Here is a 26225-nt window from a genome sequence, read left to right on the forward strand (position 1 = left end):
CGTCGGGGTGCGGTGGGGTACGCGCAGGGCGCGAAGCGCCCGGAGCGTGGGGCCCTGGGCGACATGGAACCGCTGTTCAGCGGCGCAGAAGCGCGAGGCAGCCGGGATGCGTGACCAGGCGGTTTGTCAGGCAGGTTGTCAGGCCAAGCCCGGTTCGCTGATCCGGGAACGACAGCAGGCCAGCACCGGAATGGCACTGACCTGCTGGAACGTCTGGAGCCGCCTGTCGGGTTCGAACCGACGACCTTCCGCTTACAAGGCGGGAGCTCTACCAGCTGAGCTAAGGCGGCGGGCGGGGACCAGCCTAACGGGTCCGGCCACCAGAATCCGAGTCGAGGACACAGACCGGCCGCAAACAGGCGGCGGGGCCCCGGGCCGCAGCCCGGGACCCCGCCACCCACAGCCTGTGGATTACTCGGACGGCTCCGCAGAAGGCTCCGCGGACGGCTCCGCAGAAGGCTCCTCCGAGGCAGGTGCCTCACCGGTGATGGCCTGGGTCAGCCCACCGGGGACCTGCCAGTTCTCGAACCGCTCGCCGTCGATCACCACGGTCGGCGTGCCGAAGCCGCCCTCGGCGTTCAGGAGGGACTCGGTGCTGCCCGCGACCTCCGACGAAGCGGTGACCCACTCCGCGTAGGTGTCGTGCGCCTCACCGCTGGCGATCCCGGCAGCGACATCGGCAGGGACGTCGACCTGCTCCGCGACCTGGGCGAGCTGCTCGTCGGACAGGCCGGGGCTGTTCTCCTCCGGCTGGCTCGCGAACAGCGCCTCGTGGAACGCGTTGAACTGCTCCGGCGCCTGGTCTGCGACCCACCCGGCGGCCGATGCCGCACGCGTCGAGTACTCGGTGCCCTGCGACACGCGGTTCAGGATCGAGACCGGGTGCACGACCAGCGTGAGGTCACCGGCCTCGCGCATCTCGGTGATGCTCGCGTTGTTCAGCGACTCGAACTGACCGCAGATCGGGCACATGTAGTCCACGTACACGTCGAGCGTCTTGGCGCCCTCGTTCTCGGTGCCCGCAACGCCGTCGGCCCCGACCGGGATACCGGTCTGCTCGACCACGCCGGCCGGGAAGCTGTCGACCTTCTCCATGGGCGTCTTCTGGCCCTCGAGGAAGATCAGCACCACGGCCACGACCAGGACGGCGAGTCCGAGTCCGAGCGCGCTCAGCACGATCAGGCGGCTGCGCTTCTCGCGTGCCTGCTGCTTCTTCTGGAGTGCAAGGGCCTCGGCACGGGCGGCGTCTCGACGCTGTGCCTTGGTCTGATTCGTCGACATCGGGGTCCTTCGAGATGCGGGCCAATGGGGCGAGGCGCCGCAGGCGCCCAGCGCAAGACTACAAGTCCTCGCTGGGAGACGGCTGGACGTTTCGTTACGATCCCGACACCCAACCTGTGGATCACCAGACGACGTCGGGCCGGTCCGCCAAGGGCCACCACAGCACGTCCACCGAGCCGTCGAACAACGGCTGCGCGGCGAGCACCGCGAGCGCCAGCACAACCAGGACGAGGATGAGCTTGGGTCCCTGGCTGGGTGCGATCCGGCGCAGCATCGGCCCGGCCCCGACGCGCGTCCCGTACGACGCCGGTCCGAACCACGCGACGACCACGGTCACCAGCATCGCGACGCCGAGCACGAGGCTGTCGACGACGGGCTCGTTCATGCCGCCCACCGAACGCGCCTCGACGGTAGGGATGGGGGCGATGATCACGTTGCCGGGCGCGAACACGATGAGCCCGAGCAGCACGACGCTGACGCCGGCACAGAGGGCGACCGCGGCGGCGGGCAGCACGCCGAGCACCGCGCGTACGAGGTGCCAGGGCGACAGGAGGGTCGCCACCAGGGCGTCGGCGCGGCTCGGGCCGCGGCGCGCACGGCGGTTGCGGAACTCGTCGACGGCGATCCCGGCGAGGCGGGAGCTGATCATCAGCGCGACGAGCAGGACGACGGCGATCCCGGGCCGGGTGGTGGCGAGCGCAACCAGCGCGAGCCCCACGACGGCGAACAGTCCTCGGTAGCCGGTGACGTGCGTGGGATTCGTCTGCTTCGGGGCGAGGGCGGGCTCGACGGACGGCGGAGCAGGGCGCGGGGCGCCGGCCGCCCGTCCCGTGACCGACCGTCCTCTGGCAGCGCCCGCGACGGCGGCCGCACCCGCCGCGGCGCCGACCCCCACGCCCCCGGCCGCCTCGGACACCGGGTGCGACAGGAGGCCCTGCGGCATGACCCGCGTCGAGCCGAGGTCGGCGGGCGTCGAGGCGGTGCGAGGGTCGTCGGAGCCGAGCACCACCGTCGGTTCGGCCGAACCGTCGGAGCCCGTCGTCGCGGCGACGAACGCCTCCGACTCGGCCTTGAGCGCCCTGGCCACCTCGTCGGGCCCCCAGCGCTCGACGGGCACGGCCCGGAGCGCCGCACCCAGTGCCCGGGTCGTGCGCGGGGGCAGACCGTCGAGGTCTGCCTGGCCCTGCCGCGAGCGCCGCAGCACGAGCTCGGTGGGCCGCACGCCGAACGGTGCGCGGCCGGTGCCGGAGAACGCGAGCACGGCGGCCCAGGACCACCAGTCGGTGTCGGGGCCGGGCTCCGACCCGTCGAGCAGCTCCGGGGCGAGGTAGCCGGGGGTGCCCATGACGAACCCGGTCCGGGTGGCCCGGACGTCGCCGGGTCCCTGGGCGAGCCCGAAGTCGATGAGGACCGGCCCGCTGCGCGCGATGAGCACGTTCGACGGCGTGAGGTCCCGGTGCACGACGCCGGTGCCGTGCACGGCCTCGAGCGCGTCGGCGAGCTGGTCGGCGAGCTCGAAGAGGTCGCGGGGGTCCAGCGGACCGCGCTCGTCGATCTCCTCCTCGAGCGTGGGCCCCTCGACGAGCTCGGTGACGATGAAGGCCTCTGGCCCCTCGAGCTCGGCGTCCAGCACGCGCGCGACGGCGGGGTGCCGCAGGCCCTGGAGCGCGGCGGCCTCCCGGCGCAGGCGTTCGCGAGCGGCGGGGTCGTCGAGGTGGCGGTGCAGCACCTTGAGCGCGACGGGGTGGCCGCCGTCGTCCTCGGCGCGATAGACGGCGCCCATGGCGCCCGACCCGATCTCGCGCACGACCGTGTAACCACCGAGCTTGGAGCCGGCCGCAGGGCCGGCACCGTTCGGGATCGAGATCGAGGCCTCCACCTCCTTCATGAGGCACACCGTAGTCGTCACGGGCAACAGACGCCCGGCATTCCCGCGGACGCGAGCGGCGAGTGAACAGGCCGCTCGTTACCCTGAGCAGGCAAGAGGCGCCGCTACTCTTGGCACTGGACAGCGAGACTCTTCTACAACTAAGGAGCAGTACATTGCCGGGTAAAGACGGGTACGATCTGGTCGTCGTCGCGAACCGACTTCCAGTTGACTTCTCGGTCGGCCCAGATGGCGATCTGACCTGGCAGAGGTCTCCTGGTGGCCTCGTCACCGCGCTGGAACCCGTGATGCAGGACGCGGACGGCGCCTGGGTCGGCTGGTCGGGCGCTCCTGACCTCGCCCACGAGCCGTTCGAGGCGGACGGCATGCTGCTGGTCCCGGTGACGCTGACCGCCGTCGAGATCGAGCGCTACTACGAGGGCTTCTCCAACGGCACCCTCTGGCCGCTGTACCACGACGTCATCGAGCGCCCCGACTACCACCGCCAGTGGTGGGACGCGTACCGCCGGGTCAACCAGCGCTTCGCCGACGCCGCAGCCGAGCAGGCGGCCGAGGGCGGCGTCGTCTGGGTGCACGACTACCAGCTCCAGCTCGTCCCCCGCATGCTGCGCGACCTGCGCCCCGACCTCCGCATCGGGTTCTTCGACCACATCCCGTTCCCGCCGGTCGAGCTGTTCGCGCAGCTCCCCTGGCGCAGGCAGATCATCGACGGCCTGCTGGGAGCCGACCTGGTCGGGTTCCAGCGCACCGGGGACGCCGCGAACTTCGTGCGGTCCGCACGCCGCCTCACCGGTTACACCACGCGCGGCCCGGTCATCACGATCCCGGACGCCGACGGACGCCCCGGCCGGCACGTGCGAGCGTCGTCGTTCCCCATCTCGATCGACTCCCACCGGTTCGACACCCTGGCCCGCACGCCCGAGGTCCAGGCGCGCGCCAAGGAGATCAAGGCCGACCTCGGCAACCCCGAGACGCTCATGCTCGGCGTCGACCGCCTCGACTACACCAAGGGCATCCGGCACCGCATCAAGGCGTACGGCGAGCTGCTCGACGACGGCCGCCTCGACGTCGAGCACGCGACCCTCGTGCAGGTGGCGAGCCCGAGCCGCGAGAACGTGGGTGCCTACCAGGAGCTCCGCGAGCACGTCGAGATCCTCGTGGGCCGGATCAACGGCGAGTACGGCGAGCTGGGGCACTCCGCCATCCACTACCTGCACCACTCCTACCCGCCGGAAGAGATGGCGGCGCTCTACCTGGCCGCCGACGTGCTCCTGGTGACCTCGCTGCGCGACGGCATGAACCTGGTCGCCAAGGAGTACATCGCCGCCCGCTCCGACGAGCGCGGAGCCCTCGTGCTGAGCGAGTTCACCGGCGCGGCCGACGAGCTCTCGCCCGGCCCGCTGCTGGTCAACCCGCACGACATCGACGGTATGAAGGACATCATCGTGGCCGCCGCGACCATGGACCCGAAGGAGCAGCGACGGCGCATGCGCCGCCTGCGCCGCAAGGTCCTGTCCGACGACGTCGCGAAGTGGTCGGAGACCTTCCTCGGCGTGCTCACCGCTGTGCCGCCCCGGCCGCTCACGGTGGACCCGCGCTCCGCGGAGCCGCGCCACCACAACCTCCGCGACGCGCTGACGGCGTTCACCGCCGTGCCCGACGGCGTCCCCACGCGCGGCAGGCTCGCCCGCATGGGCAACGGGAACGGACGGCGCAGGAAGCCGACCACCGGCTGGCTGCTCGCGTGCGACTTCGACGGGACCCTCGCGCCGCTGGTCGACGACCCCAAGGCGTCCACCATGACGCACGCCGCACGCGCCGCCATCGAGCAGCTGCACGCGCTCGCCCAGGACGCCCCGGTGCGCCTGGCGTTCATCTCCGGCCGGGACCTGTCCGACCTCGCGGAGCGCACGGTCGCCCCCGACGGCACGTTCCTGGTCGGCAGCCACGGCGCGGAGGCCGGCCGGGCCACCGCCACCGGCGTCGAGCAGGTGCCGTTCCACCTGACCACCGTCCAGTCCGGGCAGCTCGACGCGCTGGTCGCCGGGTTCGAGTCGGCGGTCTCGGGCCGGGAGGGGGCGTGGGTGCAGGTCAAGCCGGCCGCCGCCGTCGTGCACACGCGCCTGGCGAGCGTGGACGACGCCGCAGCCATCACCGTGGCCGCCGACGAGGTGGCCGCCAACCTGGGCCTGCCCCCGATCCACGGCAAGGACGTGGTGGAGGTGTCGGTCGTGCCGACGAGCAAGGGCGAGGCCCTGCGCCGGCTGCGGGGCACCGTGGCGGCCGAGCTGGGTGTCGAGAAGGTGCGCGTCCTGTACGCGGGCGACGACACCACCGACGAGCACGCCTTCGGTGCGCTCGAGTCCGGCGACCTGTCGATCAAGGTCGGTACCGGCGACACGCTCGCCTCGCACCGCGTCCCGGACCCCGATGCCCTGGCCGCCGTCCTCGCCGACCTCTCGCGCACGCTGCGCACCGAGGGGTGACCCGGAGATCTGACCCGATCGTGACCCGGTCGATACCGCGGCCTTGACGAACCGGGGTACGATCGCGCTGCAAGTGTCACAGCCGACACGTGAGTGGAAGCAACGACACCCGACCACAACGGATCGTCCGGCACGTACCTGCCGGTGGAGGGATGTACTAGTCATGGCTACGGTCACTTTCGATCACGCGACTCGCGTCTACCCGGGCACTGAGCGCCCGGCTGTGGACCAGCTGAACCTGGAGATCGAGGACGGCGAGTTCCTCGTCCTCGTCGGCCCGTCCGGCTGCGGTAAGTCCACCTCGCTGCGCATGCTCGCAGGCCTCGAGGACGTCAACGGCGGGCACATCTTCATCGGTGACCGCGACGTCACCGACGTGCAGCCCAAGGACCGCGACATCGCGATGGTCTTCCAGAACTACGCGCTGTACCCCCACATGTCGGTGGCGGACAACATGGGCTTCGCCCTGAAGATCGCGGGCACCCCCAAGGCGGAGATCCGCCAGCGTGTCGAGGAAGCCGCGAAGATCCTCGACCTCACCGAGTACCTGGACCGCAAGCCGAAGGCCCTCTCGGGTGGTCAGCGTCAGCGTGTCGCCATGGGCCGCGCCATCGTGCGTCAGCCGCAGGTGTTCCTCATGGACGAGCCGCTGTCGAACCTCGACGCCAAGCTCCGTGTCCAGACCCGTACGCAGATCGCGTCGCTGCAGCGTCGCCTGGGCGTCACCACGGTCTACGTGACCCACGACCAGACCGAGGCGCTCACCATGGGTGACCGCATCGCCGTCCTGAACCACGGTGTCCTCCAGCAGGTCGGTACGCCGCGCGAGATGTACGACCGCCCGAACAACGTGTTCGTCGCCGGCTTCATCGGCTCGCCCGCCATGAACATCGGCACGTTCGACGTCAAGGACGGCGTCGTCAAGGTCGGCTCCGCCGACGTCCCGCTCGAGCGTTCCATCGCGAGCGCCATGACCGACGCCGACGGCGGCAAGGTGACCCTGGGCTTCCGCCCCGAGGCGCTCGACGTCGTCCCGGTCGGCACCCCCGGCTCCTTCGACGTCGAGGTCAACCTCGTCGAGGAGCTCGGCTCGGACGCGTTCGTCTACGGCACCCTCAAGGGCGACACGGAGCTGAACCTCACCGCCGGTGAGTCCAACCAGCTCATCGTGCGCATCGACCCGCGCAGCGTCCCGGACAAGGGCGACGTCATCGCCGTCGCGATCGAGGCCGGCCACTCGCACATCTTCTCCGCGAACACGGGTGAGCGTCTCGGCTGATCGTCCGACTGATCCCTCGGCTCGCTGAGGGAACGGTTACCTCCTCGGGGTGTGTTGCTGTGCGTGGACATCGTCCACGCACAGCAACACACCCCGCAGGCCTTTCATCACTCCGCCCCGCGGAGATCCACGGCTCAGAATGGTGTCCATGCCCCAGCAGAACCTCCAGATCACCGCGGTCGCACCCGACCCCGCTCTGCTGGATCTCCCGTGGGACGTGCCCCTGGTCGACTGGCCGGAGGACGTCCTCGCCGCCCTGCCCCAGGGCATCTCGCGGCACATCGTCCGCTTCGTCAACCACGAGGGCCGGGTGCTCGCGATCAAGGAGATCGGCGAGACCGTCGCCTACCGCGAGTACGAGCTGCTACGCCAGCTGCACCGCATAGAGGTGCCGTCGGTGGTCCCGGTCGGTGTCATCACCGGCCGCAGGGCGCCCGACGGCGAGCGGCTCGAGGCGGTGCTCGTCACCGAGCACCTGCAGTTCTCCCTGCCGTACCGCGCGCTGTTCAGCCAGGACCTGCGCCCCGACACCGCCACGCGCCTCATCGACGCCCTCGCGGTGCTCCTGGTGCGGCTCCACCTCGTGGGCTTCTACTGGGGCGACGTCTCGCTGTCGAACACCCTGTTCCGGCGTGACGCCGAGACGTTCGCGGCCTACCTCGTCGACGCCGAGACGGGCGACATCCACCGCACGCTGACCAACGGCCAGCGCAACTACGACGTCGACCTGGCGCGCACCAACATCATCGGCGAGCTCATGGACCTCTCGGCGGGCGAGCTGCTCGACGAGGACGTCGACGAGGTAGCCATCGGCGACGCCCTCGTGGAGCGCTACAACGAGCTGTGGGACGCCCTCACCGGCTCCGAGGCGTTCGACTCCGGCGACCGCTGGCGCGTCGCCGCGCGCATCGAGCGCCTCAACGACCTCGGCTTCGACGTCGGCGAGCTTGAGATCACGACCGACATCGACGGCACCAAGGTCCGCATCCAGCCCAAGGTGGTCGACGCAGGGCACCACTCCCGCCGTCTGCTCCGCCTCACCGGGCTGGACGTGCAGGAGAACCAGGCCCGGCGCATGCTCAACGACCTCGACAGCTACCGCGCGGCGACGGACCGGCAGAACGACCAGGAGCAGATCGTGGCGCACGCCTGGGTCCGCCAGGTCTTCCGCCCGACCATCGACGCCATCCCGCGCGAGCTGCGCCGCAAGCTGGAGCCGGCGCAGCTCTTCCACGAGATCCTCGACCACCGCTGGTTCATCTCGCAGCAGGCGCAGCGGGACATCCCACTGCCTGAGGCCGCGGAGTCGTACGTGGAGAACGTGCTCCGGCACCGCCCGGACGAGGACGCCCTGCTCGGCCTCCCGCCGGGCGAGGCCGAGCCGGAGTGACCGAGCCGGAGTTGACCGAGCCGGAAACTAGCCGGCGGGCGTCGAACGCTGCTTCGCGACCTCGTACAGGGTGATCCCCGCCGCGACCGCCGCGTTCAGCGACTCGGTGGTGGTGGCGATCGGGATGGACACGATCGCGTCGCACGCCTCGCGCACCAGGCGGGACAGGCCCTTGCCCTCCGAGCCGATGACCAGCACCAGCGGGTCGGTGGCGTAGGCGAGCTCGCCCACCTGCATCTCGCCCCCGGCGTCGAGCCCGACCACGAAGCAGCCGGACTTCTTCAGCTCGGCGAGCTCGCGGGCGAGGTTCGTCGCACGTGCGACAGGGACACGGGCCGCTGCGCCCGCCGAGACCTTCCAGGCCGACGCCGTCACGCCTGCCGCGCGCCGCTCCGGCACCAGCACGCCGTGCGCGCCGAACGCGCCGGCGGACCGGAGCACCGCACCGAGGTTGCGCGGGTCCGTGATGTTGTCCAGCGCCACGATCAGCGGCGGCTCACCGGCCTCCGCCGCGGCGTCGAGCAGGTCCTCGGCGTCCTTGTAGTCGTACGGCGGAACCTTCATGGCCACGCCCTGGTGCACCGCGCCCTCGGTGATCTTGTCGAGGTCGAGCCGCGAGGCCTCGAACATCGGGAGGCTGCGCGCGTGCGCGATCTCCAGGATCTCCTGGGTACGGTCGTCGGCGTCCAGGTGGGTGGCCAGGTAGATGCCCTCGACGGGCATCTCGGCGCGCAGCGCCTCCAGCACCGCGTTGCGCCCGGTGACGACCTCGGTCGCCCCCGCGGCCTTGCGACCCGACCCGCGGCCGCCCGGGCGCCGGCCGGCCGCTGCCGCGCGCCTCTCCGCCGCCAGCTTGCGCTCGTGCGCCGGGTGGTAGGTACGGTCCTCCGCCTTCGGCGTCGGCCCCTTGCCCTGCAGTGCCTTGCGGCTGTGTCCGCCGGTGCCTACCTGGGCGCCCTTCTTGGAGCCTGCCTTGCGTACCGCACCGGCGCGCTTCGAGTTTCCTGCCATGGTGTGTCTCGTCTCTCAGCCGGTGGTCGAGCTTGTCGCGACCACCGCGGGTTCGGTCGAGGCGGTCGCGACAAGCTCGACCACCAGGGAAAAGATCAGGACAGCGTCCAGCGGGCGCCGTCGGCGGAGTCCTGGACCTCGATGCCGGCGGCCGCGAGGCGGTCCCGGATCGCGTCGGAAGTGGCCCAGTCCTTGGCCGCGCGCGCCTCGGCGCGGGCCTTGAGCTCCGCCGTGACGAGCTCGTCGAGCGCCGTGGCGTACCGGTCGTCGGTGGACGTCGCCGCCCACTGCGGGTCCGCCGGGTCGAGCCCCAGTACATCGAGCATCGCACGCAATGTCACCAGCTCGGTACGCACCGCCGCATCGGCGCCGGACGCGAGAGCCGTGTTCCCGGCCCGCAGGTGCTCGTGCACGACGGCGAGCGCCTGTGGCACGTTCAGGTCGTCGTCCATCGCGGTGGCGAACGCCTCGGGGACCTCGGCCTTGGCGACCTCCTCCGCCGGGACGTCGCCCACCCGCTCCGAGGCGCGCGCCACGAAGCCCGACAGACGCTCCCACGTGGTGCGGGCCTCGTCGAGGGTGTCGGGCGCCCACTCGAGCATCGAGCGGTACTGCACGGCGGCCAGCGCATAGCGCACGACGGGCGCGGGTGCCTCGTTCAGCAGCTCGCTGACGAGGAGGCCGTTGCCCAGGGACTTGGACATCTTCACGCCGGACTGCGTGACCCACGCGACGTGCATCCAGCGGTTCGCGAAGCCGTAGCCCGCCGCCCGGGACTGCGCCTGCTCGTTCTCGTGGTGGGGGAACCGCAGGTCGAGGCCGCCGCCGTGGATGTCGAACGTGTCGCCCAGATAGCGGCGGGCCATCGCCGAGCACTCCAGGTGCCAGCCGGGGCGACCGCGCCCGTACGGGGTGTCCCACGACGCCGACTCGGGCTCGTCCGGCTTGGGAGCCTTCCACAGCGCGAAGTCGTGCGGGTTCTTCTTGGCGTCGCTCACCGTGCCCGTCGTGGGCTCGCCGCCCTCCTCGGGGCTGAGGTCCTCGACCTTCTGGCGGGTGAGCTCCCCGTAGGCGGGCCAGGAGTGGACGTCGAACCAGACGTTGCCCTCGCCGGTGCCGTAGGCGTGGCCCTTCTCGACGAGGCGTTCCATGAGCGCGACCATCTCCGGCACGCTGCCGGTGGCACGCGGCTCGTAGGTGGGCGGCAGGACGCCGAGCGCGTCGTAGGCCTGCGTGAACACCCGCTCGTACAGCGCGGCGTGCGCCCACCACTCGCGGCCGGCGGCGGCCGACTTGGCCAGCACCTTGTCGTCGATGTCGGTGACGTTCCGGATCAGGGTGACCGTCAGGCCCCGCCGCGTGAGCCAGCGCCGGAGCACGTCGAACGCGACGGCCGGGCGCAGGTGGCCGACGTGCGGGGGTGCCTGCACCGTGGCGCCACACAGGTAGATGCCGACCTCGCCCGGGGTGATGGGGTTGAAGTCGCGCACCTCGCGCGTGGCGGTGTCAAACAGGCGAATGGTCACCTGTCAAGGGTACCGGCGCTTCCGCTCCCCGCCTCGACAACCGCCCTGGCCCGTTCCAGGGTCTGGCGCATCCCGCGCACGTTGACCCGACGGCGGTGCCAGCCGGCCAGCGCCCAGTACACGCGGGCCACGCCGCGCTGCTCCAGGGCGAACGACTCGGTGACGTCGGTGCCGCCGTCCGCGGGCACGAGCTGGTAGCGCCAGTTGTTCAGGCGCTTGCCGCCCATGTACACGGTGAAGCCGAAGTCGCGGCCCGGTTCGCAGTGCGTCACCTTGCACTGCGACCAGTACACCGGCCCCACCCCGTTGCGCCGTACGTGGCCGCGGAAGAACGCGCCCACGGCGGGACCGGTCGCACCGTCGGTCCACTCGGCCTCGAACGTCTCGGGGCTCAGCTCACCCACCCGGGTGACATCGCTGAGCAGGTTCCAGACCGTGGTCGGGTCCGCCTTCATGTGCACCGTCACTGCAGCTCGCATACCCGCAGGCTACTGCCCCGGCGTCAGTAGCTCGTCTCCCGGCCCGGGCTGGCTCTCGAGCAGACGGGCGACGTGCCGGTGCCCGCGTGTCTCGTAGCCGACCACCGACACCACCGGTGCGAGCATCACCAGGAGGAGCGCCCAGGACATGGGCGCCCCGGCCGCCGCCGCGGCGACGGCAGCGGCGAGCACCGCCACCGTGCCGATGATGATGAACAGGTGCAGCCGGTCGAACGACCGGGTCAGGAACCCGAACAGCGTGTAGTCGGCAAGGACGAACACGAGGACCGGCACGGCCACGGCCAGCACCGTCCCGACGGCGCCGACGTGGGAGTGCCCTTCCAGGTAGTACGCCGCCACGTGCAGGCCGGCGCCCACCCCGGCGAGGGCCGCGAAGACCACTATGTTCCCGTAGCCCCACACGAACGACCGCTCGCGGTGCCTGTGCAGCATCTCGGCGTCGGGCGTGAGGTAGTACGTCCACCAGAGGCCGAACGTGAGGGCGGTGCCCGCGAACGCCACGAGGGCGGCATCGAGCGTCCAGCCCGAGTCATGGACGACGGCGGACAGCGTCGCGACGGTACCGATCACGCCCTCACCGAGCGTGATGATGGCCAGCAGCCCATAACGCTCGGCCATGTGGTGGGCGTGCCAGGGCGTGCTCCGCCGGCCAGGGCCCTCGGTGCGGAGCCGCTCGGCCAGCCAGGGGCCGGCCATCTCGGCGGTGCCCAGCAGCGCACCCGCGACGAAGAAGACCGGCACGCTCACCGGTGCGACCGCGAGGACGACCCAGCCGACCTGGGTGATGACGAGCGTCCGCACGTACGCCATGCAGGTCGCGCGGTACTCGGGCGCCTGCCTGGCTGCCCGGAGCCACTGCACGAGCATGGCCAGGCGCATCACGATGTACCCGGCGACCATCACCTCGTTGTGGACCCGGTCGCCCTCCACCAGGGACTCGAACATCTCGGGCAGGCCGAGCGCGAGCACCACCACGCCGATCATCTGGACCATGGTGGTGACGCGGTAGAACCAGTCGTCGGTGTCGAACGCCGACGCGAACCAGGAGAAGTTGATCCACGCCCAGCAGATCGCGAACATCGAGAACGCGAAGCCGATCACGCCGGCGGCCGCGTGCCCCTCGGCCAACAGGTGGGCGCCCTGCTCCCCCGCCACGCCGAACCCGACGACGAACGCGAGGTCGAACAGCAGCTCCAGCGGAGTCGCGCTGCGCGTCGGCTCGTGCGGGTCGCGGCCTGTCATCGGGCGGTTGCGGTGATGTGTCACGGGCATGGCCCTGTTCTACCCGATTTCTCCCCGGCAGGCTGCCGCACGCCCTACCCGAAGTTCTTCTGCTCGCCCCGGTAGGTCGGCACCGTCTCCACGATCTTGTCGCCCCGGACGAGGTGCACCTGGTCGAACCGCTCCATCATCTCGCCCGCCTTGGCGTGCCGGAGCCAGACGCGGTCGCCGATGCGCAGCCCTGCGCCGGACGCCCCACGGGTCACCCGCAGCGGCGTCTGCACCTCGCCGACGCCCTCCGGACCGTTCAGGGCGTAGCCGGGCGTGAACAGGCGGGGCACCCGCGCCGCTCCCGCCTTGCCGGACGCCACGTACCCGCCCCCGAACGCGGTCACCCAGCCGGGCGCGGGCTCACGTACGACGTCGAGCCCGAAGAACGCCGCCGGACGAGGCCGGAACGAGCGGTAGCCGTCGAACAGGCCCGGCATGTACAGGCCGGAGCCCGCGGTGACCTCGGTGACGCCGGGCGCGCCACCGCTCACCTCTATCGACCCGGTCCCGCCCGCGTTGACGAGCTCGACCTCCTGCCCGACGGCGTCGCGCACCGCCGCGAGGATCCGCACCCGGCGATCGTTCACCTCGCGCATCGACAGCCGCTTGACCAGCCGGACGGCGGGGCTCGTGTCGGGCAGTCCGGCCACCTGGGCCTCGTAGAACATGAGGCCGCGCACGGACAGCCCTCTCGCCTGGGCCACCGTCGCGAGGGCGGCGACGTCGCCGGGCTCGCGCAGCGGAGACCGCCGCACGCCGAGATGGGCGGTCAGCGCACCGACGCCGACCCGGAGCGAGCAGTCGACGTCCAGGCACACCTGGACGGGGTGGGCGCTCGCGCCGGCGGCCTGGTCGGCGTCCGCGATCAGGCCGAGGTGGACGACGTCGTCGACCATCAGGGTGATCTCCGCGCGGGCCGTGGCATCTGCCGCGAGGGCGGCCAGAGCTTCCTCGTCCACCGTCGGGTAGCCGACCAGCACATCGCGCACACCCTCGCTGACCAGCCACAACGCCTCACGTACCGAGTACGCCATGACGCCCGCGAAACTGTGCCCGGCGGCACGCGCTACCAGCGAGCGCACGCGCACGGACTTCGACGCGACGCGGACCGGCACCCCGTCGGCACGCTTGAGGAGGTCGAGCGCGTTGGCGTCGAACGCGTCCAGGTCGACGACGGCGAGGGGGGCGGGCAGGCCGGACGTGGCGGCGGTCAGCCGTGCGACGGTGTCTGCTGCGGAGCTCATGTCCGAACGCTACTCCCCGGCACCAGCCCGGAACAGAGGTCTAGTTAACGGGCACGGGGCCGTGGGATAGTGCATCCGTGATCTGGACGAACTGGGCGCGCAACGTCAGCGTGACGCCCGTGCGGCAAGAACAGCCGGCCTCGGCGGACGAGCTGTCCGACGCGGTACGTCGTGCGGTCAAGGACGGCCACACCGTCCGTGTGGTCGGCGGTGGGCACTCCTTCACCCCGGCCGCGGCCACCGAGGGCGTGCAGCTCAGCCTGGATCGTCTCAACGCCCTGCACCGCGTGGAGCGTGACCCGGACACCGGGCACGCCCTCGTGACGGTGGGCGCGGGCATGCGCCTGCACCAGCTCAACCAGGTCTTGGCCGAGCGTGGCCTCGCGATGCAGAACCTCGGCGACATCGACAGGCAGTCGATCGCCGGCGCGATCTCCACGGGTACGCACGGCACCGGCGCCAGGTTCGGCGGCCTCGCCACGCGCGTCCGCGCCCTGACGGTGGTGGGACCCGACGGCGAGGTCACGCACACCTCGCCCACCGAGCAGCACGACCTGTTCGAGGCCTCGCGGCTCGGCCTCGGCGCCACGGGGGTGCTGAGCACCGTGACGATCGAGGCGGTCCCCGCCTTCGACCTGCACGCCGTCGAGGAGCCCTGGCACCTGGACCGCGTCCTGGAGAGCGTGCACGACCTGGTCGCCGACCACGACCACTTCGAGTTCTACTGGTTCCCCACCACGCGCCGGGCGCTCACCCTGCGCAACACCCGCGTCGACGCGGGGACGAGCGCCGGCTCGGGCGTCGCCCACCGCGCACGCAAGGCCGCGGGGGCGGCCCGCTCCTTCCTCGACGAGGAGGTGCTGTCCAACGGGCTCTTCGAGGCGGTGAACCGGGTCGCGACGGCGTTGCCCGCGTCGACGCCCACCCTGAACGCCGTCGCGGCCCGCGCGCTGAGCGCCCGCCGGTACACGGCGCCGTCGCACGAGGTCTTCTGCACCAACCGCCGGGTACGGTTCCGCGAGATGGAGTACGCCGTCCCGCGCGACGCCGTCGTCGGGGTACTGGGCGAGATCGACGCCTGGCAGCGGTCCACCGGGGAGAACGTCCCGTTCCCGATCGAGGTGCGTTTCGCACCCGCCGACGACGTGTGGCTCTCCACCGCGTACGGCCGCGAGACCGCGTACGTGGCCGTCCACCAGTACTGGCGCCTGCCGTACGCGCGGTACTTCGACGCCGCCGAGCAGATCCTCACCGCCGTTGGCGGGCGGCCCCACTGGGGCAAGCTGCACACCCGCGACGCCGAGTACCTCGAGGGTCAGTACCGGCGGCTCCCGGACTTCCGCCGGGTCCGCGATGCCGCGGACCCCGAGGGCGTGTTCGCGAACCCGTACACCCAGCGGGTCTTCGGCTAGGAGTCACAGCTCCTGTGCGAGCTCCAGCTCGTCCGCGGGCTCCATGTCGCCGAAGACGGCGGCCGCGAGGTCCGCGAACCCCGCGCGTGCCGCCTCGTCGTCCTGGTCCACCATCCACGCGAGCTCGATGCCGTCGATGCGGAGCGCCGTCATCCGCGCCAGCGCGCCGATATCGGTGCGGAACCTGACGTGCGCGACGTCGGCGAGCCGCTGCAGGTACTCCCGCGTCATCGCGATGCTCTGCTTGAGGTGGGCCTGCGCCACCTCGCGCAGCACCGGGGTGCGCGCGCCCGAAACCGCGAACTCGAAGGTCAGCAGCCGCATGTCCTGGTGCTGCTTGAGGCCGCCCAGCATCGCGTCGACAGTGGCCTCGGCCAGGTCCGTCCGGTCGGGCCCGGCGTCGAGCGCCGCCAGCACCTGCTCCGACGCACGCATCGCGATGGCGCGGCCCATGGCGCGCAGCATCGCGTCCTTGTCGTCGAAGCAGTAGTGCACGGTGCCCAGCGAGATCCCGGCCTCCTGCGCCACGCGGCGCACGGTCACCGACTCGACGCCCTCGCGCATCGCCACGCTCAGGCCCGCCTCGACGATCTCGGCGCGCCGCTCGTCGAGCGGCTTCCGCTTGTTCATGCCGCGCTCCCGGCCTCGGGCACGACGAGCGCCGTCGCGATCGCCGCGACGCCCTCACCGCGGCCGGTCAGGCCGAGCGCATCGGTGGTGGTCGCGGTGAGGGATACGGGCGCGCCGGCGGCGGCGGACAGCGCCGCCTGTGCCTCGTCGCGCCGGGTACCGACCCGCGGATGGTTTCCGATCACCTGAACTGCCACGTTACCGATCATGTACCCAGCAGCCCGAACGCGCCTCGCGGCTTCCGCGAGCAGCGTCGTCCCGGACGCGCCCGCCCACTCGGGACGGCCGGTCCCGAAGTGCGAGCCGAGGTCTCCCAGGGCCGCCGCGGAGAACAGCGCGTCCGCTGCCGCGTGCGCTGCGACGTCGGCATCGGAGTGGCCCGCCAGGCCGCGCTCACCCGGCCAGTGCAGGCCCCCGAGCCACATCTCACGGTCCGAGCCGTCCGGCGCGAACGCGTGCACGTCGACCCCGATGCCCGTGCGCGGCAGGGGGTACGGGACCGGAGCCGGTCGTGCGGGCTCCGGCGTGCTGGACGGGTCGGTCATGCGGTGGTCTCCTGCAGCACGAGGGACGCGAGCCACAAGTCGCGTTCGGTGGTGATCTTGAAGGCTGCCGCATCACCGGGGACGATGTGGACCGGCTCGCCGAGAGCCTCGACGAGGCCCGCGTCGTCGGTGGCAGCGAGGTGTTCGGCGGCGGCACGCTCCGCACCCGTGTCGTGCGCGCGCACGAGCAGGTCGCGGGCGAACCCCTGGGGGGTCTGCACGGCCCGCAGCATCGAGCGGTCGGGCGTGCCCGTGACCAGCTCGGCGTCGCCGTCGGGCCGCACCTGCTTCACCGTGTCGGTGACCGGCAGGCCGGGGACGACGGCGCCGTGACCGCTGCGTACAGCGCTCACGACCCGCTGGACGAGCTCTGGCGGGACGAGCGGCCGCGCGGCGTCGTGCACCAGCACCACGTCGTCCTCAGGACGCGCGAGAGCGAGGCCTGCGGCGACGGAAGCCTGCCGGGTGGGTCCGCCGTCGGTCACCCGGACGGGGATCCCCACGTGCGGGTCGCCTGCCATGAGATCGGCCATGACGCCGACCAGGCCGTCAGGCGCGGTCACCACTATCGAGTCCACGACGCCCGACGCCGCGAGGCGTCGCGCGGCGTGCAGCACCAGCGGAAAGCCGTCCAGCTCCACCAGAGCCTTCGGCAGGTCGCGCCCTAGACGGGATCCCGAACCAGCGGCCGTCAGGATTGCAAGGGTCGTCATCTGGTCGGGGTCCCCACAGGATCATGATTGAAGCGAAGGATCCCGTGGGGCGCGAGCACCGGGCCCTGACAGTGACGTCAGACGGATCCTGTGGGTAAGTCAGGAAGCGAGAACCTCGTCGAGGATCGCTTCCGCCTTCTCCTCTTCGGTGTGCTCGGCCAGAGCGAGCTCGGACACGAGGATCTGGCGAGCCTTGGCGAGCATTCGCTTCTCGCCTGCGGAAAGACCGCGGTCGGCGTCACGGCGGGACAGGTCACGAACGACCTCGGCCACCTTGATGACATCGCCGGACGCGAGCTTCTCGAGGTTCGCCTTGTACCGGCGCGACCAGTTGGTGGGCTCTTCGGTGTACGGCGCACGCAGCACCTCGAACACGCGGTCGAGGCCCTCCTGGCCGACGACGTCGCGCACGCCAACCAGGTCGACGTTCTCCGCCGGAACCTCGATGGTGAGGTCGCCCTGAGCGACCTTGAGCTTGAGGTACATCTTCTCTTCGCCGCGAATCTTGCGGACCTTGATCTCTTCGATCAGCGCCGCGCCATGGTGCGGGTAGACAACCGTCTCGCCTACTGTGAACGTCATCTGCAGATGTCCCCTTTCCCTGAAACCAGGTTACCACGGCGTAATCAGGAGAACTTGCGCCCTTGGGGTTGTCCTTGAGTCATTCCAAAAGGCGTTTCCGCAGGTCAGAGCGCCGTTGCGGGTGAATGTTCGGACGGTTACCACCCGGTCCGGCACCATCGGATCGTTCCGGGGACGTGACCGTCGCCACGCCCTGACCGGGCATTTCGCCTCTGGTCGCGATGCGCGGGCATGCCCCGAGGCCCACTAGGATATGGCGGGGATCCGCCCCCGCCCGAACCAGACGAACATCAGGGAGTTCACCGTGTCCCGTCGCGCCACCGCCGCTCGAGGCGCCCGCACCATCGCCCTCGCAGCGGTCTCCGCAACGGGAGCCCTGCTCCTCGCGGCCTGCGCCCCGACCACCACGGACCTGAACTACGACCCGTCCGACGGCGCCGGCGTCTCCGTGCTCGGCGAGGAGAACAGGGACCTGCGCGGCATCAACCTCATGGTCGTGTCGGCCGCCGAGGGCGAGGCAGGCAACGTCCTCGGCGCGCTCGCCAACGAGACGGCGGACGACGCGTCGTTCACGCTCGGGGCTCCTGGCGCCTCCCCCGTCACCGTTGACGTGCCGGCCGGTGGCACCGTCTACCTGGGCACGGAGACCGGCGAGGCGGTCCAGCTCGACACCGTGGGCGCGGCGCCCGGCGACTACCTCGACGCCACGCTCACCGTCGGCGGCGACTCCAAGGGGTTCCAGCTCCCGGTGTTCGACGGCACGCTGCCGGAGTACGCCGACTACCTGCCGGTCGCGGTCCTGCCGTCGCCGTCGGGTTCGCCGGTCGTGTCGCCGTCGCCGTCCGCCACGGACTGACCCGATCGGCCAGGTAGAGCCTGGCCACGAAAACGACCCCAACACTCTGCACGCGACACGCCGAAGGCGCCGTGCAGGGTGTTGGGGTCGTCTTGCGGCCCGGGTCTAGCTCACCCGAAGCGGCCCGAGACGTAGTCCTCGGTGGCCTTCTCTGCGGGCGACGAGAAGATCGTCGCGGTGTCGTTCATCTCGATGAGCTTGCCCGGCTTGCCGGTACCCGCGATGTTGAAGAACGCCGTCCGGTCGCTCACGCGCGCGGCCTGCTGCATGTTGTGCGTGACGATGACGATCGTGTAGTCCTTCTTGAGCTCCTGGATGAGGTCCTCGATCGCCAGGGTGGAGATCGGGTCCAGGGCCGAGCACGGCTCGTCCATCAGCACCACCTGCGGCTTCACCGCGATGGCCCGGGCGATGCAGAGGCGCTGCTGCTGACCGCCGGACAGGCCGGAGCCCGGCCGGTCGAGGCGGTCCTTGACCTCGTTCCAGAGGTTGGCGCCGCGCAGCGACGACTCCACCAGCTCCTCGGCGTCGGACTTGGAGATCTTGCGGTTGTTCAGCTTCACGCCCGCCAGCACGTTGTCCTTGATGGACATCGTGGGGAACGGGTTGGGCCGCTGGAACACCATGCCGACAGTACGGCGCACGGCCACCGGGTCGACGTCTTCGCCGTAGAGGTCGACGCCCTCCAGCTCCACGGAACCCTCGACGTAGGCTCCCGGGATCACTTCGTGCATACGGTTGAGGGTGCGCAGGAAGGTCGACTTACCGCAGCCCGACGGGCCGATGAAGGCCGTCACGGACTTGGGGTCGATCGTCATGGACACGCCCTCGACGGCACGGAAGTCGCCGTAGTAGATGTTGACGTCCTTGACGTCGATGCGCTGGGCCATCGTTGAGTTCCTTCGGGGCTGTATGGCTTCGGGTGAGCTGAGGTGCGGTTCAGCGGGTCTTCGGTGCGAACCAGCGGTTCACGAGGCGGCCGGCGATGTTGAGCAGCATCACTATCGCGATCAGCGTCAGGGCGGCGCCCCACGCGTTCTGCGTGGCGATGTCGGCCACGCAGTCCGCCTGGCCCTCACGGCACGTCGCGAGGCCCTGGCTGTACTGCCGGTAGATGAACACCGGCAGTGTCATCATGCGCCCCTCGAACGCGTTGAAGTTGATCGAGTCGGTCACGCCCACGGCGACCAGCAGAGGCGCGGTCTCGCCGATCACGCGCGCCACGGAGAGCAGGACACCGGTGGTCAGGCCGGCCACGGAGGTACGCAGCACCACCCGGACGATGGTGAGCCACTTGGGCACGCCGAGCGCGTACGACGCCTCACGCAGCTCGTTGGGCACGAGCTTGAGCATCTCCTCGCAGGACCGCACCACCACGGGAATCATGAGCACGGACAGTGCCACCGCGCCCATGAGCCCGAACCGGGCACCCGGTCCGAAGAAGATGGTGAACAGCGAGACGGCGAACAGGCCGGCCACGATCGACGGGATACCCGTCATGACGTCGACGAAGAAGGTCACCGACCGGGCCAAGGCTCCCCGGCCGTACTCGACCAGGTAGATGGCGACCAGGATGCCGATGGGCACCGAGATGAGCGCTGCCCAGCCGGTGATGATCAGCGTGCCCATCATGGCGTGGTAGATGCCGCCGCTGGGGTCGCCACCGAAGATGCCGCGCATCGAGTAGGTGAGGAACTCGATGCTGATCCGGCCCGCGCCGTTGAACAGCACGGTCCAGAGCAGCGAGACCAGCGGCAGCATGGCCAGCGCGAAGGCGCCCCAGATGAGCACGGCCATGATGCGGTCGGTGCGCCTGCGGCGCGGCTCGGCGGTGGTCAGGAGCGCGCGGGTGCGCGCGGTGGAGTCCATGGTGGAGGTGTCGGCGCTCATCAGTTGGCCCCCGAGAATTCCTTGCGGCGGGCGACGATGGCCCGGGCAGCCATGTTCACCGCCAGCGTGATGACGAACAGGGCGAGGCCGGTGGCGATCAGCGCGTTGACCGCCAGGCCGCTCGCCTCCGGGAAGTCCAGGGCGATGTAGGCAGCGATGGTCTGCTGCTGCGACGCCGAGAGGATGTGGAACGAGTACAGGAAGCCGGGCGAGAGGATCATCAGCACGGCCATGGTCTCGCCGAGCGCGCGGCCGAGCCCCAGCATCGCGGCGGAGATGACACCGGACTGCCCGAAGGGCAGCACCGCGGTGCGGATCATCTCCCAGCGCGTGGCCCCGAGGGCGAGAGCCGCCTCCTCGTGCAGCGTCGGCGTCTGCAGGAAGACCTCGCGGGAGACCGCAGTGATGATCGGCAGGATCATCACGGCCAGCACGACGGAGACGGTGGCCAGCACTCGCCCGGTCGTCGACGCCTCGCCGGCGAACAGCGGGAACCAGCCGACGTATTCGCCCAGCCAGGTCCACACGGGCACGAGTGCCGGTGTGAGGACGAGGAATCCCCAGAGGCCGTAGACCACCGACGGGATCGCCGCGAGCAGGTCCACGAGGTAACCCATGAGCTGGGCGAGCCGGCGCGGCGCGTAGTGCGAGATGAAGAGTGCGATACCCATGGCAACGGGCGTGGCCATCAGCAAGGCCAGCAGGGCGGCGAGCAGCGTGCCGAACACGAGCGGGCCCACGTAGGCGATGAAGGACGTGTCGTCGGGGTAACGCGGCACGGTGTCGGCGAGCTCAGCCGGGCTGGCCGTCATGGCGGGCCATGCCCGCACGATGAGGAACAGGGCGACCGCAGCCAGAGTCGTGAGGATCAGCGCGCCGGACCCGGTAGCGATCCAGCGGAATGTCCGGCTGAAGCCTCGCTCGGTGTCGCCGCTCGACCCGCGGCGCCGCGCGGGCGTCACGGAAGCGGGCGGGCTGTCGGTGGTCGTCACAGATTTTCCTCGCCTTGTCAGGTCTGTGTGAGTCTGTTCAATGCTTACGTCAAGCCTGGCACAGCCGACCGGTGTCCCCGGGCCGGACGAACGTCTGCGGTGCTCGTCCGGCCCGGCCACCGGCCGGCTGTCATGCGCTCAGGTACTGCTTCAGCTGGATCAGCCGGCCGTGATCGCCTCGACCGACGGCAGGAACTGGTCGCGCAGCGTCGCCGAGAGCGGGGCGGAGCCCGCCGAGTCGGCGGCCAGCTTCTGCCCTTCCTCGCTCAGGATGTAGGTGAAGAAGCCCTTGACCAGGTCGGCCTGAGCGGCGTCCTCGTACGTGGCGCACGCCAGGTGGTAGGAGACCAGGACGATCGGGTAGGTGCCCGCGATGTCGCGCTTGAGGTCGTAGGTGAAGACGTGCTCGGAGGTGCCCTCGACGCGCGGCGAGCCCTCGACGACGGCAGCGGCAGCCTCAGGGCTGTACGGCACGAAATCGTCGCCCACACCGACGGCAGCCGTGCTCAGGCTGGCGATCTGCGAGGCGTCGGCGTAGGTGATGGTGCCCTCGCCGGCCTCCGCGGCGCCGACGACGCCGGAGGTGCCCTGCGCGGACTCCTGGCCCTCGATGGGCCAGATGCCCTCGGGCTCGTAGGTCCACACGTCCGGGACGACCGTGTGCAGGTACTCCTGGAAGTTCTCGGTGGTGCCAGAGTCGTCCGAGCGGTGCACGACGGTGATGTCGGTGCTGGGCAGCTCGGCGTCCGGGTTGTCGTCGGCGATCGCCGCGTCGTCCCAGGTGGTGATCTCGCCCGCGAAGATGTTCGCGATCGTCTCGGGGGACAGGTTCAGCGTGTCGACGCCCTCGAGCTTGAAGGCGACGGCGACCGGCGAGATGTAGGCCGGGTACTCGATGACGCCGCCCGCACCGCACTGCGCCTCGGCGTCGGCCAGCTCGTCCTCGTCCAGCGCGGCGTCCGAGCCGGCGAACGCGAAGGCGCCGGAGATGAAGTTCTCACGGCCGCCGCCGGAGCCGGTCGGGTCGTAGTTGACGGTGACGTCGGGGTTCGCGCTCTGGAAGCCGGAGCGCCAGGCCTCCATGGCGGACTCCTGGGCGCTCGAACCGCCGCCGTTGAGCTCACCGGAGAGGCCCGTACCGGCCTCCGAACCTTCGCCGCTCGGGTCGGCTGCGCCCGGGTCGGATCCGCAGGCTGCGAGGCTCAGCGCGAGCGCGCCCACCATGACAGCGGAGCCAACGCGGGGGAATCGGCTGATCTTCACGTGTCGTTCCATCCTGTTCAAGTCGTACGCGCGGCGATCGCCGGCGCGTCAGTTGGGACGCTAGGCAGGTGGAGTGACCTGCTCACCAGGTATAGGTAAACGGAGGGTGAACAAGGTCGCGTGGAGCGGGTGATCCGCAACACGCCCACCATGGCACGGCCGGGCATTCCTCACCCGTCGGTCCGCTGCTGGGTCAGATAGATGGCGTCCGCCGCCTCGGCGATCCACACCTGGAGGTCGCTCGAGATGACCGCGCTGCCCGCCGCCGCGGCGGCCCGTTCCTGCCCCTCGGCGGACGCCACGTACTCGACGAACTCCTTGACGAAGGTCCCCTTGGCCCGGTCCTCGTACCGCGAGCAGACGACGAGGTACGACACGAGCACCATCGGGTAGGCGAAGGGCTTGTCGATCTTCCGGTCGAGCGCGAACGAGAGGTCGTGCTCGTAGCGGTTCTCGATCCGCGGCGAGACGTCGACGACGGCAGCCGCGGCGTCCGCGCTGTAGGGCACGTACTCCTTGCCCACCTTGATGGCGACGCGCCCGAGGTCGGTGGTCGCCGAGGCGTCCGCGTAGGTGATGCCGCCCGGCGTGGACCGGACGGTCTCGGTGACGCCGCTCGTCCCCTCCGCAGCGAATCCTCCGGGCAGCGGCCACAGGCCGTCCGGCTCGTGCGGCCACGCCCGCGGCGCGGTCTCGTGGAGGTAGTCGGTGAAGTTCTCGGTGGTGCCCGAGTCGTCGGACCGGTGCACGGGCGTTATCCCCAGCGCGGGCAGCTCTGCCTCGGGGTTGGCCTCCGCGATCGCCGGGTCGTCCCAGCGCGTGATCTGGCCCGTGAAGATCCGTCCGATCACGTCGGACGACAGGTTCAGCCGGTCGATACCGTCCAGGTTGAAGGCCACGGCGATGGGGCTGATGTAGACCGGCAGGTCGATGGCGTTCCCGCCGTCGCAGGCCGGGCCGGAGGCCGCCATCTCCTCGTCGCTGAGCGCGACGTCGGAGGCACCGAACGACGTGTCACCCGTGAGGAAGGCCGCGCGGCCGTCACCGGAGCCGGCCGGGTCGTAGGTGACCGCCGCGTCGGGGTGCTGCTCCCGGAAACCGGCGATCCAGGCCTCCATCGCCGATTCCTGGGACGAGGCACCCACCCCGTGGAACTCGCCGACGACCACCGGCCCGGGCTCGGTGCTCGGCTCGCCCTCCGCCCCGGCGCCCGGCAGCCCGACGGCGGCGCAGCCCGCCAGCGGCACGAGAAGTGCGCCTGCGGTGGCGGCAGCGACGAGTCGGGTGTATCGGGAGGTGCTCACGGACCGCGAAACTACTCACGGACGCGGTCTCGCGAGGAAACGCCGGGTGAACGGAAGGTGACCAGACCTGCGATCACCTGGTGACGTGCGACACCGACGGCCGCACGCCCGCGCGGCTCACCCCTCGTCGTCGGCCAGCTTGTAGCCCAGGCCACGCACCGTGAGGAGGTGCTTGGGCGTACCCGGGTCGGGCTCGATCTTCGACCGGATCCGCTTCACGTGGACGTCGAGCGTCTTGGTGTCGCCCACGTAGTCGGCGCCCCAGACCCGGTCGATGAGCTGGCCACGGGTCAGCACCCGGCCCGCGTTCCGCATCAGGAGCTCGAGCAGGTCGAACTCCTTGAGCGGCAGGGCCACCGGCTCCCCGGACACGGTGACGGTGTGCCGCTCCACGTCCATCCGGACCGGCCCGACCTCGAGGACGCCGTCCTCGTCGTGGTCCGCCGAGTCGTTGGGCTGCCGACGGCGCAGGACCGCCCGCACCCGGGCCAGGAGCTCGCGGTAGGAGTACGGCTTGGTCACGTAGTCGTCGGCGCCGAGCTCCAGGCCGACCACCTTGTCGATCTCCGAGTCCTTGGCCGTCAGCATGATCACCGGCACGTCACCGCGGGCCCGCAGCTCCCGGCACACCTCGGTGCCGGACAACCCGGGCAGCATCAGGTCGAGCAGCACCAGGTCCGCCCCCTCCGCGTCGTACGCGGCGAGCGCCGAGTTGCCGTCGGCGGCTTCGATCACCTCGAAGCCTTCGCGGGTCAGCTGGTACGTCAGCGGATCCCGGTACGACTCCTCGTCCTCGACCACCAGGATGCGCGTCACGCGCCTACCTCCTCGTTCTTGGCGGCCACGTCGTCCGTGGCCTGGTGCTGACCCTGCCGGCTGTGCTGGTCCTGCTGTTCCGCGTCATCGCGCGGGGCGCCGCGGTTCCCGGCGTCGGGCCGGTCCGCGGACGGGATGCGCAGGGTGAAGGTGGAGCCCCGACCGGGCTCGGACCACATCGTGACGTCGCCCCCGTGGTCGGCGGCGACGTGCTTCACGATACTCAGTCCGAGCCCAGTGCCACCGGTGTCGCGTGAGCGCGCTGGATCCACGCGGTAGAAGCGCTCGAAGACACGGTCCTGCGCGTCCTCGGCGATGCCGACGCCCTGGTCCACCACGGCGATCTCGACCAGGCCGGCCCGCTCGTTGACCCCCACGCCCACGCGGCTGGCGGGCCCGGAGTAGGCGACGGCGTTGTCCACCAGGTTGCGGACCGCGGTGACCAGGAGGTTGTGGTCGCCGTAGACCTCGGTGTCCAGGTCGCCGCCCATGGTGATGGCGATGTTCTTGGAGTGCGCGGTGGTGCGGGCGCGGTCGACCGCCTCCTCCACCACCTCACGGATCGGTACGGGGGTCAGCTTCGGCATCGCGCCGGCGCCCTGCAGGCGCGACAGCTCGATGATCTCCTGCACCAGGGCGGACAGCCGGACCGCCTCGCGCTGCATGCGTTCGGTGAACCGGCGGACGGCGACGGGGTCGTCCGCGGCGTCGGCCACGGTCTCGGCCAGGAGGGCGAGCGCGCCCACCGGCGTCTTAAGCTCGTGGGACACGTTGACGACGAAGTCGCGGCGGATCGCCTCCACGCGGCGCGCCTCCGTGCGGTCCTCGGCGAGCACCAGCACGCGTTCGAGGCCCAGCGGAGCCACGCGCACCTGCAGGAGCACCGTGCCCTGGCCCACCGGGCCGCGGGGCAGCTCCAGCTCCTGCTCGCGGATCACGCCGTCGCGCCGCACCAGGGCCACGAGATCGGTGATCGCCGGGTGCACGAGGGCGTCGTTGCGCACCACGCCCAGCGCGTAGGCGGGCGGCGACGCCCGGATGACCTCGTCCTCACCGTCGAGCACGACGGCGGCGGAGCGCAGCACGGAGAGCACACGGACGAGACCCGCGTCGAGCTCGTCGGGTTCGGTCTGGGCAAGGGCATGCTGCTGCCGCTCGGAGACGCGGAACGCCACTGTGGCAACCACGCCGACGATCACGCCGATGATTCCGGCGGCCAGCACCGGTACCCCGGAGATGATTCCGTCCACGCCTCCAGGGTAGGTCGACGTTTCAACCGCAGGACGACGTCGGTGGGTGCTCGGACGATCGTGTCGCCTAGTGTTCATGTCAGGGGGGAAGAGCG

At 70.9% G+C, this 26225-nt stretch carries 23 protein-coding genes and 1 tRNA gene; 5 read left to right on the forward strand and 19 right to left on the reverse strand.

Annotated elements, in window-relative coordinates:
* Positions 1–214: 214 nt before the first annotated feature.
* The 3 genes from ACQEVI_RS09125 to ACQEVI_RS09135 form a co-directional block, all read right to left on the reverse strand.
* Positions 215–290 (reverse strand) — tRNA-Thr (locus ACQEVI_RS09125).
* A 121-nt stretch (positions 291–411) separates the two neighbouring features.
* Entirely contained in the window at positions 412–1281 is an 870-nt protein-coding gene (locus ACQEVI_RS09130; protein ID WP_432897194.1) for a DsbA family protein, read from the reverse strand.
* 121 nt (positions 1282–1402) lie between these two features.
* On the reverse strand, positions 1403–3169 hold the full coding sequence (locus tag ACQEVI_RS09135; RefSeq protein ID WP_432897197.1) for a serine/threonine-protein kinase: 1767 nt from the start codon (positions 3167–3169) through the stop codon (positions 1403–1405).
* Positions 3170–3324: 155 nt separating this feature from the next.
* Between ACQEVI_RS09135 and otsB the strand changes: the two genes are divergently transcribed.
* The 3 genes from otsB to ACQEVI_RS09150 all read left to right on the forward strand — a co-directional run bounded on the left by otsB (position 3325) and on the right by ACQEVI_RS09150 (position 8324).
* Entirely contained in the window at positions 3325–5655 is a 2331-nt protein-coding gene (gene otsB, locus ACQEVI_RS09140) for a trehalose-phosphatase (RefSeq protein WP_432897200.1), read from the forward strand.
* A gap of 163 nt (positions 5656–5818) precedes the next feature.
* Positions 5819–6934: an ABC transporter ATP-binding protein gene (locus ACQEVI_RS09145; protein WP_432897203.1), complete on the forward strand. Its 1116-nt coding sequence runs from the start codon at positions 5819–5821 to the stop codon at positions 6932–6934.
* A 148-nt stretch (positions 6935–7082) separates the two neighbouring features.
* Positions 7083–8324, forward strand: a complete 1242-nt coding sequence (locus ACQEVI_RS09150; RefSeq protein ID WP_432897206.1) for a DUF4032 domain-containing protein — start codon at positions 7083–7085, stop codon at positions 8322–8324.
* A gap of 27 nt (positions 8325–8351) precedes the next feature.
* On the opposite strand, the gene rlmB is transcribed toward ACQEVI_RS09150, so the two are convergent.
* The 5 genes from rlmB to ACQEVI_RS09175 all read right to left on the reverse strand — a co-directional run bounded on the left by rlmB (position 8352) and on the right by ACQEVI_RS09175 (position 13877).
* Positions 8352–9335 (reverse strand): 23S rRNA (guanosine(2251)-2'-O)-methyltransferase RlmB, encoded by a 984-nt coding sequence (gene rlmB, locus ACQEVI_RS09155; protein WP_432897209.1) that lies wholly within the window; start codon positions 9333–9335, stop codon positions 8352–8354.
* A gap of 95 nt (positions 9336–9430) precedes the next feature.
* Positions 9431–10861 (reverse strand): cysteine--tRNA ligase, encoded by a 1431-nt coding sequence (gene cysS / locus ACQEVI_RS09160; RefSeq protein ID WP_432897211.1) that lies wholly within the window; start codon positions 10859–10861, stop codon positions 9431–9433.
* The gene (locus tag ACQEVI_RS09165; RefSeq protein WP_432897214.1) at positions 10858–11340 is read right to left on the reverse strand and encodes an SRPBCC family protein; all 483 of its coding nucleotides are present in this window, start codon (positions 11338–11340) and stop codon (positions 10858–10860) included. Before ACQEVI_RS09165 ends, cysS begins: the two co-directional genes overlap by 4 nt.
* Before the next feature lie 9 nt (positions 11341–11349).
* Positions 11350–12633 carry a low temperature requirement protein A gene (locus ACQEVI_RS09170; RefSeq protein ID WP_432897217.1) on the reverse strand — a complete coding sequence of 428 codons (1284 nt, stop codon included), beginning with the start codon at positions 12631–12633 and terminating at the stop codon, positions 11350–11352.
* Positions 12634–12677: 44 nt separating this feature from the next.
* Entirely contained in the window at positions 12678–13877 is a 1200-nt protein-coding gene (locus tag ACQEVI_RS09175) for an amino acid deaminase/aldolase (protein ID WP_432897220.1), read from the reverse strand.
* 77 nt (positions 13878–13954) lie between these two features.
* On the opposite strand from ACQEVI_RS09175, the gene ACQEVI_RS09180 reads away from it, so the two are divergent.
* Positions 13955–15289 (forward strand): D-arabinono-1,4-lactone oxidase, encoded by a 1335-nt coding sequence (locus ACQEVI_RS09180; protein ID WP_432897223.1) that lies wholly within the window; start codon positions 13955–13957, stop codon positions 15287–15289.
* 3 nt (positions 15290–15292) lie between these two features.
* Here the strand turns inward: ACQEVI_RS09180 and ACQEVI_RS09185 are convergent, their stop codons facing one another.
* From ACQEVI_RS09185 to ACQEVI_RS09200, 4 genes are all read right to left on the reverse strand, one after another.
* The gene (locus ACQEVI_RS09185) at positions 15293–15919 is read right to left on the reverse strand and encodes a TetR/AcrR family transcriptional regulator (protein WP_432897226.1); all 627 of its coding nucleotides are present in this window, start codon (positions 15917–15919) and stop codon (positions 15293–15295) included.
* Positions 15916–16464, reverse strand: a complete 549-nt coding sequence (ispF, locus tag ACQEVI_RS09190) for a 2-C-methyl-D-erythritol 2,4-cyclodiphosphate synthase (RefSeq protein ID WP_432897229.1) — start codon at positions 16462–16464, stop codon at positions 15916–15918. Before ispF ends, ACQEVI_RS09185 begins: the two co-directional genes overlap by 4 nt.
* Positions 16461–17177: a 2-C-methyl-D-erythritol 4-phosphate cytidylyltransferase gene (gene ispD / locus ACQEVI_RS09195; protein WP_432897231.1), complete on the reverse strand. Its 717-nt coding sequence runs from the start codon at positions 17175–17177 to the stop codon at positions 16461–16463. Before ispD ends, ispF begins: the two co-directional genes overlap by 4 nt.
* 99 nt (positions 17178–17276) lie before the next feature.
* The gene (locus ACQEVI_RS09200; RefSeq protein WP_116677014.1) at positions 17277–17759 is read right to left on the reverse strand and encodes a CarD family transcriptional regulator; all 483 of its coding nucleotides are present in this window, start codon (positions 17757–17759) and stop codon (positions 17277–17279) included.
* A gap of 304 nt (positions 17760–18063) precedes the next feature.
* Between ACQEVI_RS09200 and ACQEVI_RS09205 the strand changes: the two genes are divergently transcribed.
* Positions 18064–18615, forward strand: a complete 552-nt coding sequence (locus ACQEVI_RS09205; RefSeq protein WP_432897235.1) for a hypothetical protein — start codon at positions 18064–18066, stop codon at positions 18613–18615.
* Positions 18616–18725: 110 nt separating this feature from the next.
* Here the strand turns inward: ACQEVI_RS09205 and pstB are convergent, their stop codons facing one another.
* The 7 genes from pstB to ACQEVI_RS09240 form a co-directional block, all read right to left on the reverse strand.
* Complete coding sequence (gene pstB / locus ACQEVI_RS09210) at positions 18726–19505, reverse strand: phosphate ABC transporter ATP-binding protein PstB (RefSeq protein WP_377140292.1); 780 nt, start codon at positions 19503–19505, stop codon at positions 18726–18728.
* A 49-nt stretch (positions 19506–19554) separates the two neighbouring features.
* On the reverse strand, positions 19555–20505 hold the full coding sequence (gene pstA, locus ACQEVI_RS09215; protein ID WP_432897238.1) for a phosphate ABC transporter permease PstA: 951 nt from the start codon (positions 20503–20505) through the stop codon (positions 19555–19557).
* On the reverse strand, positions 20505–21497 hold the full coding sequence (gene pstC, locus ACQEVI_RS09220) for a phosphate ABC transporter permease subunit PstC (protein ID WP_432897241.1): 993 nt from the start codon (positions 21495–21497) through the stop codon (positions 20505–20507). The genes pstA and pstC overlap by 1 nt, the downstream gene beginning before the upstream one ends.
* 159 nt (positions 21498–21656) lie before the next feature.
* On the reverse strand, positions 21657–22760 hold the full coding sequence (locus ACQEVI_RS09225; protein ID WP_432897244.1) for a phosphate ABC transporter substrate-binding protein PstS: 1104 nt from the start codon (positions 22758–22760) through the stop codon (positions 21657–21659).
* 170 nt (positions 22761–22930) lie between these two features.
* Positions 22931–24064, reverse strand: a complete 1134-nt coding sequence (locus ACQEVI_RS09230) for a phosphate ABC transporter substrate-binding protein PstS (RefSeq protein WP_432897247.1) — start codon at positions 24062–24064, stop codon at positions 22931–22933.
* 117 nt (positions 24065–24181) lie between these two features.
* Complete coding sequence (locus tag ACQEVI_RS09235; protein ID WP_432897250.1) at positions 24182–24880, reverse strand: response regulator transcription factor; 699 nt, start codon at positions 24878–24880, stop codon at positions 24182–24184.
* The gene (locus ACQEVI_RS09240; RefSeq protein ID WP_432897253.1) at positions 24877–26130 is read right to left on the reverse strand and encodes a sensor histidine kinase; all 1254 of its coding nucleotides are present in this window, start codon (positions 26128–26130) and stop codon (positions 24877–24879) included. Before ACQEVI_RS09240 ends, ACQEVI_RS09235 begins: the two co-directional genes overlap by 4 nt.
* Positions 26131–26225 lie beyond the last annotated feature (95 nt).

The organism is Promicromonospora sp. CA-289599 (assembly GCF_050936155.1).
In the GTDB taxonomy this organism is placed as follows: Bacteria; Actinomycetota; Actinomycetes; order Actinomycetales; family Cellulomonadaceae; genus Promicromonospora.

Bases quoted from the DNA above. Each gene is read 5' to 3' on its own strand.
- ACQEVI_RS09130 (WP_432897194.1), bottom strand. From the start codon at position 1,281: ATGTCGACGAATCAGACCAAGGCACAGCGTCGAGACGCCGCCCGTGCC.
- ACQEVI_RS09135 (WP_432897197.1), bottom strand. From the start codon at position 3,169: ATGAAGGAGGTGGAGGCCTCGATCTCGATCCCGAACGGTGCCGGCCCT.
- ACQEVI_RS09145 (WP_432897203.1), top strand. From the start codon at position 5,819: ATGGCTACGGTCACTTTCGATCACGCGACTCGCGTCTACCCGGGCACT.
- ACQEVI_RS09150 (WP_432897206.1), top strand. From the start codon at position 7,083: ATGCCCCAGCAGAACCTCCAGATCACCGCGGTCGCACCCGACCCCGCT.
- rlmB (WP_432897209.1), bottom strand. From the start codon at position 9,335: ATGGCAGGAAACTCGAAGCGCGCCGGTGCGGTACGCAAGGCAGGCTCC.
- ACQEVI_RS09165 (WP_432897214.1), bottom strand. From the start codon at position 11,340: ATGCGAGCTGCAGTGACGGTGCACATGAAGGCGGACCCGACCACGGTC.
- ACQEVI_RS09170 (WP_432897217.1), bottom strand. From the start codon at position 12,633: ATGCCCGTGACACATCACCGCAACCGCCCGATGACAGGCCGCGACCCG.
- ACQEVI_RS09175 (WP_432897220.1), bottom strand. From the start codon at position 13,877: ATGAGCTCCGCAGCAGACACCGTCGCACGGCTGACCGCCGCCACGTCC.
- ACQEVI_RS09185 (WP_432897226.1), bottom strand. From the start codon at position 15,919: ATGAACAAGCGGAAGCCGCTCGACGAGCGGCGCGCCGAGATCGTCGAG.
- ispF (WP_432897229.1), bottom strand. From the start codon at position 16,464: ATGACCGACCCGTCCAGCACGCCGGAGCCCGCACGACCGGCTCCGGTC.
- ispD (WP_432897231.1), bottom strand. From the start codon at position 17,177: ATGACGACCCTTGCAATCCTGACGGCCGCTGGTTCGGGATCCCGTCTA.
- ACQEVI_RS09200 (WP_116677014.1), bottom strand. From the start codon at position 17,759: ATGACGTTCACAGTAGGCGAGACGGTTGTCTACCCGCACCATGGCGCG.
- pstB (WP_377140292.1), bottom strand. From the start codon at position 19,505: ATGGCCCAGCGCATCGACGTCAAGGACGTCAACATCTACTACGGCGAC.
- pstA (WP_432897238.1), bottom strand. From the start codon at position 20,505: ATGAGCGCCGACACCTCCACCATGGACTCCACCGCGCGCACCCGCGCG.